General features: G+C 47.6%; 8 protein-coding genes. 6 read left to right on the top strand and 2 right to left on the bottom strand.

Annotated features, from left to right (window positions below; all coding sequences use genetic code 11):
* Positions 1-403 precede the first annotated feature (403 nt).
* Both U9P07_00625 and U9P07_00620 read left to right on the top strand, forming a co-directional pair.
* Positions 404-607: a type II toxin-antitoxin system VapB family antitoxin gene (locus U9P07_00625; GenBank protein MEA2107914.1), complete on the top strand. Its 204-nt coding sequence runs from the start codon at positions 404-406 to the stop codon at positions 605-607.
* Positions 600-1,013, top strand: coding sequence for a PIN domain nuclease (locus U9P07_00620; GenBank protein MEA2107913.1), 414 nt, complete (start codon positions 600-602; stop codon positions 1,011-1,013). The genes U9P07_00625 and U9P07_00620 overlap by 8 nt, the downstream gene beginning before the upstream one ends.
* Before the next feature lie 435 nt (positions 1,014-1,448).
* Here U9P07_00620 and U9P07_00615 read toward each other — a convergent pair whose 3' ends face one another.
* On the bottom strand, positions 1,449-1,679 hold the full coding sequence (locus U9P07_00615) for a DUF1902 domain-containing protein (protein ID MEA2107912.1): 231 nt from the start codon (positions 1,677-1,679) through the stop codon (positions 1,449-1,451).
* A 446-nt stretch (positions 1,680-2,125) separates the two neighbouring features.
* On the opposite strand from U9P07_00615, the gene U9P07_00610 reads away from it, so the two are divergent.
* From U9P07_00610 to U9P07_00595, 4 genes are all read left to right on the top strand, one after another.
* Positions 2,126-2,947, top strand: a complete 822-nt coding sequence (locus U9P07_00610) for a PEP-CTERM sorting domain-containing protein (GenBank protein ID MEA2107911.1) — start codon at positions 2,126-2,128, stop codon at positions 2,945-2,947.
* A gap of 273 nt (positions 2,948-3,220) precedes the next feature.
* Entirely contained in the window at positions 3,221-3,445 is a 225-nt protein-coding gene (locus U9P07_00605) for a type II toxin-antitoxin system Phd/YefM family antitoxin (protein MEA2107910.1), read from the top strand.
* 449 nt (positions 3,446-3,894) lie between these two features.
* Positions 3,895-4,125: a hypothetical protein gene (locus U9P07_00600; GenBank protein ID MEA2107909.1), complete on the top strand. Its 231-nt coding sequence runs from the start codon at positions 3,895-3,897 to the stop codon at positions 4,123-4,125.
* Positions 4,122-4,538: a type II toxin-antitoxin system VapC family toxin gene (locus tag U9P07_00595; GenBank protein ID MEA2107908.1), complete on the top strand. Its 417-nt coding sequence runs from the start codon at positions 4,122-4,124 to the stop codon at positions 4,536-4,538. Before U9P07_00600 ends, U9P07_00595 begins: the two co-directional genes overlap by 4 nt.
* Before the next feature lie 1,122 nt (positions 4,539-5,660).
* On the opposite strand, the gene U9P07_00590 is transcribed toward U9P07_00595, so the two are convergent.
* A partial coding sequence (locus U9P07_00590) for an ATP-binding protein (protein MEA2107907.1) occupies positions 5,661-6,148 on the bottom strand: 488 nt, incomplete at its 5' end.

Raw genomic sequence — 6,148 nt, 5'->3', positions numbered from 1 at the left:
ACAAAAACTCACCACCCTGAAAGATGCCCGTGAAACGGCGGAGAAAAATGCTGTCAACCAGGCCCTGGCCATTTGCGGCAACAACATCAGCCAGGCCGCCAGACTCCTCGAAATCAGCCGCCCCACCATCCACGATCTTTTGAAAAAACACCGGATACACTTTGATAAATAGGGCTTCTTTCTGACCGTAATTTCGCATCCCGATGCCTGTACCGCCAAACAATCCCGATTTAATTTTACTCTGACCCCCATTAACGCAATTAACGCCCAGTCGAGAATCAATAGCTGATCCCCATCTCATCACTCAGATTGCTGCGCGCAATTGAAAACTTTCTCTTGACATAATTACCCACCCATCTTATATATAATTTTACCGCTTTATGATATATTACAGGAGGGGTTGATGAGAACTTTAATTGATATACAAGATGATCTGATGGCAGAACTTTTGAAAACTGCCCGGGTCAAGACAAAAAAGGAAGCGGTTACCATCGCCATCAAAGATTTTCTGAAACAGAAAAAGAAGGAACGTCTTGCTGAACTATTGGGCCGGTATGAATTCGGTTATGGTCAAAAAGAGTTGGAAGAGATGCGAAAAGATGGATAGAGTGATCGTTGACACCTCAGCCTGGATTGAGTCCTTTCGTCCACGGGGAAACGAAAAAATCCGCAATACCGTACAAAGGCTGTTAAAGGATACAATTATCCTGATGCCGGGAATTATCAGGGTTGAACTCCTGCGAGGAACCAAAAATAAAAAAGAATATAAAATGCTGTCTGAGCTGTTAAGTGGGCTGGAATACCTGCCTGTGAACGATTCATTCTGGGAAAAGGTGGCACGGTTTTCGTTTGATGTCTTCAAGGCAGGAATCACCATCCCCTTGACTGATACCTATATCGCCCTCCTGGCCATGGAAAACCAGGCTGCACTCATTCACCACGACCGCCACTTCGATCTCGTGGCAAAAAAATTCCCCTTGTCCATTCCCGGGAAAGAAGGTGTCGATCCCTGAACAACCTTTTCATCGGGAACACCAGGAGCAGCGGCCATTTTTTTGTTTCCCCTGCCCTTCTTCGTGTGCTTCGTGTGCTTCGTGGTCAATCTTTTTCCAGCCAACTGTAAAATTTTCCGACACTGATTTTATACTATTCAAAATCCCGTTCATTTTTGCTGTCAAGTTATTTTATTCTTTAAGAAAAAACCCTATTTCTTTCCACTTGCCGTGCACAATGCAAGACCTGAACGTCAAACCGAAGATTTAATTTTACTCTGACCCCGATTAATGTGCTTTTTTCCACTAATCCTTGAATATCGTCAGAAGTGGCCGGACAAGGTACCTTCCAGCAATTTTTCAACATGTTCAAGACAGGTGAAGATTTTAACTGAGAAAAATAGGTGTGACCCCTTTTTGCTCCTGGCGATAACGAAATCCTGCCAGCTTTACCATCTATAAAGCCACAACTAATGAACAATCAAAAGAGGTGCCGAGGGCGGGCAAAGACGTTTCCCGGCGCCTTTCATCCTGAGCCTCCAGTAATCTCCTGGCAACATCCCTGGCGATTTCCATTACTTCGGAAACCGTGCGACCCTCGGCCACTAATCCCTGAATATCGTCAGAAGTGGCCAGATAGGATCCTTCCGGCAATTTCTTCACATGCAGGTTAATGAGCCTTTCCATTTCATCTTCCTCTCAAATAAAAGTTAAGTTTCTTCGGGCTTCCCAAAATGCCACGCCCGAAATATCTTTCCGTACCCAATTAAAGGTTGCCATACTATATATGTAATGTCAATAACTACACCAAACAGCCGGGGGATTTTTTGTCTGCTGTTGTCTGTGTGGGTCCGCGTGGGTCTGTGGCAAAAAAAATTCACCACCAAGATCACAGAGGCCACAGAGAAAAACTTTCTCCTCCCCTCTCCGTGAGAAAATAGGTGTGACCCCTTTTTCCCTGTCGAATTATTTTACACTGCTTAAATCATAGACGAGGGCAAATAAAAATACACCTGTAATTTTAAACTGTTACATAAATGGAATAATAATTGCTTATAAATATATTGCAATTTAAATATGAAAACAGCAGCAGCAGACATACGTAATTGTTAAAAGAATTAAGGAGAAAAAAGATGAAAAGGATTTTTCTGCAAGTGACAGTACTGTTTACGGCCCTGGCTCTTTTTGCGGGTCTGGCCAATGCCACCCCCTTTACCTATGACACTGATAATCAAGGATGGCAGCAGAGCTACATAGGGCGGCCATCAGGTTCCACCTATGATACACTATATCCCCGCCAAGCCGCGGATTGGACTGACACTGAAGGCAATCCTGCCGGCAGCATCTTCCAGACGGCAGATGGTATCAATCAACGGGCCTACTGGCTGGGTTATATCGAAGACAATTCCCTGGGAGATCTCACCGGCATGCGGCTGCAGACCGATATCCGCAGCACTAACAACTGGCAAACCATCGCCAATGGCGCTTCTGGTGATGATGGCAATGTCTATGCCCGCTGGGTAATCGCCAACGATGTCAGCACCGGCACCGAAACAAGCTACAATATGTTTATCTCCAACCGCGCGGCCAGCATTGATGTCAACCAGCTCAACGGCTGGGAAACCCATTCGGTTGCCCTGGAGGAAAGCAATTTTCTGCGCTGGCCGAATTATGATGCCGACACTCAGACCTTTGCAGATCTGTTGTCTGACTACGACTCCATCGGCTTGTATCTCTTCAGCGGCACGGATACAATCAGCAATATCGATGGTGGAACCGGGACGTGGGACAACAACCGGCTACTGCACTACGGAGCGTACAACGACAGTGGCACAGCCACCTGGGGCTTGGATAATTTTCAGGCCGCTCCGGTTCCCGAGCCTGCCACCATCCTGCTGCTGGGTATCGGTCTTCTGGGCCTGGTGGGCTACAGCCGCAAGCGTAAAAAGAGCTGAACCGGCTACATCAAGCAAAAATAGACAGCAATTAAAAATCCCCCGGTTTTTGCCGGGGGATTTTTTTGTCTGCTGTTGTCTGTGTGGGTCCGCGTGGGTCTGTGGCAAAAAAAATTCACCACCAAGGTCACAGAGGCCACGGAGAAAAACTTTCGCCTCCCCTCTCCGTGAGAAAATAGGTGTGACCCCTTTTTCCCTTTTTTTATTGATTATAGTAATGACCATGGTTATAATGAATAATGAAAGTGAAAAATCGGCCCCATGGAGGTTGACATGCAAATGATGAAGGCGTCGGAATTCAAAGCAAAATGTCTGCATGTAATGGATGAGATAAACCAAACCGGGGAAACGATTACAATCACCAAAAACGGCAAACCAGTATCCGTCCTGAAGCCCTATCGCCGTGTACTAAAAACACTTTTCGGTCTGCATAAGGGTAAAATAGCCGGCAAAGATGATTTAATTACCCCCATGGATATTGACTGGGATGCCGTGTAATGCTGCTGCTTGATACCCACGTTCTCGTATGGCTGGATGAAGGAAGCCCACGATTAGGAACAGAGGCCCTGCAGGCAATCAACCAGGCGCTGGCCGGCACCGACTTGGCTTTCCGCCCATCTTCGTGCTCTTTGTGTGCTTCGTGGTGAAATTTTTTCTACCCAACTGTAAAATTTCCCGACACTACCTACTTATACGGCAGCCTGATCACAAACCTTGCACCCCACCGCCCTCCTCCACATTCGCCGCCGTGATACTATCCCCCGAGCCTTTCCACCGTTCGATTCACCGTCCATAAACCGAGCCGCTGCTGCCATGCCCGGGGCAGCTTCCTGCTCTTCAGGATGAAAAGGTGAATGGTCCTTGATGACTGCAAAATGACTTGACATTATAACAACATGCATTTAAAGTGTTACATAAGAAGCTAATTATTTTCAAGAGGGCGTATAATGAAGGTCATAACGATCAGGAATGTTCCGGATGATCTTTACCGGATCATTACCCGTATAGCAAAGCGAAACCGGAGGAGTATCCAACAGCAGGTGCTGACGATTATTGAACGAGTGCGCATCCTCGACCATGAATCACCGGTTGAAAAGGCTATGGTGCTTCGGGAGCGTTTGTCAGGACGCAAGCTGGGAAATACCGTTGAAGAAATCCGCGAAGAGCGAAGCAGATGAAAATCATCATCGTGGATACATCTGCACTTATCCGCCTGTATGTGCCGGATGGACCGATTCCCGCCGGCCTGGAGGAATATCTGGCTGCTGCCTGGAGAGCTGAAACAACCTTGATGATACCCGAGTTGGCTCTGGCGGAATTCGTGCAGGTCTTATGGAAAAAGGAGCAGGCAGGCTATCTTAAATTATCAGAAGTGGATGAAATAGTTGCAGCCCTATTGGAACTTCCCCTGGAAATCATAGGGCATCAAGACATCCTGATAGACGCTCTGTCCCTGGCGCGCTCGAATGGCCTTACCGTCCATGATTCCCTGTTTCTATCCTTGGCCTTGAAGAGAAAAGCGGAATTGATCACCGCTGATCAACGGCTGAAAAATGTCTTTGAAGACACCCGTGGAGCAATGTCTTTTTAGGGAGTCTTTCAATCTTCATTTGCAACGACGATATGGCTGCCCACCCCCTGAAGATTGACTGGGATGTCGAGTAATACTGCTGCTTGATACCCACGTTCTCGTATGGCTGGATGAAGGAAACCCACGGTTGGAAACAAAGTCCTTGCAAGCAATCAACCAGGCGCGGAGCCCACTCACCGTAGTTGGTGACCCTGTTGTGCCGGCTGATCTACTTATAAATATCCCTTCTATGCCCAATGAAACAACGAATCAAGATTTTTACAAAGGGAATAATTCGAAGAAAATCAGGAAGAAGAGTTTTTAAATTTTTTTAGAAAGAAAATAAAAGGGGTTATCTACATTTTTAAACCGCTACAAAATAGACAGTTTCAGACCGTCGGTGACATGTCCTGCACATTCCCAGGAAAGAAAAAAGCATTGATCCCTGAACAACGTGCATCGGGGATACCAAGAGCAGCGGCCATTTTTTTATTTTCTCTGCCCTTCTTCGTGTGCTTCGTGGTCAATCTTTTTCCCGCCAACTGTAAAATTTCCCGACACTGATTTTATAATATTCAAAATCCCGTTCATTTTTGGTGTCAAGTTATTTTATTATTTAAGAAAGTACCCTATTTCTCTCCACTTGCCATGCACAATACAAGACCTGACCCCACTTAAAAAACTCTCCACTTGCCGTGCACAATGCAAGACCTGACCCCACTCTCCATACTAGCGCCGCCTGAAAACCGTCGCCCCACCCGGCCAAATTCCCGGGGCCGGAGTCAACAGTCAAAATAGTCAAGGTCCGACTCCACCTCCCTTTTGATGGGCATCGGCCTTCTGGGCCTGGTGGGCTACAGCCGCAAACGCAAAAAGAGCTGAACCGGCCACATTAGGCAAAAATAAACAGTAATGAAAAATCCCCCGGTTTTCGACGGGGGATTTTTTTGTCTGCTGTTGTCTGTGTGGGTCCGCGTGGGTCTGTGGCCAAAAAAAATCACCACCGAAGCACCGAACAGACAACGGGAAAAGATATATCAGCCACAGACACACACAGACCGGGATTTTCGGCTTTTCTTCGTGTTCTTCGTGTGCTTCGTGGTAAAATTTTTTCCACCCAACTGTAAAATTTCCCGACACCTCCTAGTCCAGCGGCAACCGAACTACAAACTTCGCCCCGCCATCCTCCATATTCTCCGCCGTGATGCCGCCGCCGAGGCTTGCCATAATCCTTTTCGCCTGCCAGAGGCCGATGCCGCTGCCACCGTCTTTACTGGTCTTAAAAGGTTCGAATAAACCCTCAGGCAGCAGATCCGGCGGAATTCCCGGACCGTTGTCGGCAACCTCAATCACCGCCTGCCGGGATTGTTCATCCTGCCGGACTCCAAGACGGACACAAATCCCCTCGCCACCGGATTCAAAGGCGTTGAGCAGCAAATTTTCGAAGACGGAGGCCAGCAGTTCAGGATCGCTTTTCAACCGCAGATCATCCCGGCAGTCAAGGACAATCTTAAGCGCCGGAAGTTTCTTTGCCATCTGCCGGCGACAGTCTTCCAGCAGCGGACCAAGCTGAAACTCCCGATTTTCGGGCACCAGCTCGTCTTTCAGACTTTTCAGGCGCGCCTCCACCC

It is taken from the genome of Pseudomonadota bacterium (genome assembly GCA_034660915.1).
In the GTDB taxonomy this organism is placed as follows: Bacteria; Desulfobacterota; Anaeroferrophillalia; order Anaeroferrophillales; family Anaeroferrophillaceae; genus DQWO01.
The sequence above is the reverse complement of the archived record's forward strand: the minus strand, read 5'-3'. Positions and strand labels throughout refer to the sequence as shown.

Bases quoted from the DNA above. Each gene is read 5' to 3' on its own strand.
- U9P07_00625 (MEA2107914.1), top strand. From the start codon at position 404: ATGAGAACTTTAATTGATATACAAGATGATCTGATGGCAGAACTTTTG.
- U9P07_00620 (MEA2107913.1), top strand. From the start codon at position 600: ATGGATAGAGTGATCGTTGACACCTCAGCCTGGATTGAGTCCTTTCGT.
- U9P07_00615 (MEA2107912.1), bottom strand. From the start codon at position 1,679: ATGGAAAGGCTCATTAACCTGCATGTGAAGAAATTGCCGGAAGGATCC.
- U9P07_00610 (MEA2107911.1), top strand. From the start codon at position 2,126: ATGAAAAGGATTTTTCTGCAAGTGACAGTACTGTTTACGGCCCTGGCT.
- U9P07_00605 (MEA2107910.1), top strand. From the start codon at position 3,221: ATGCAAATGATGAAGGCGTCGGAATTCAAAGCAAAATGTCTGCATGTA.
- U9P07_00600 (MEA2107909.1), top strand. From the start codon at position 3,895: ATGAAGGTCATAACGATCAGGAATGTTCCGGATGATCTTTACCGGATC.
- U9P07_00595 (MEA2107908.1), top strand. From the start codon at position 4,122: ATGAAAATCATCATCGTGGATACATCTGCACTTATCCGCCTGTATGTG.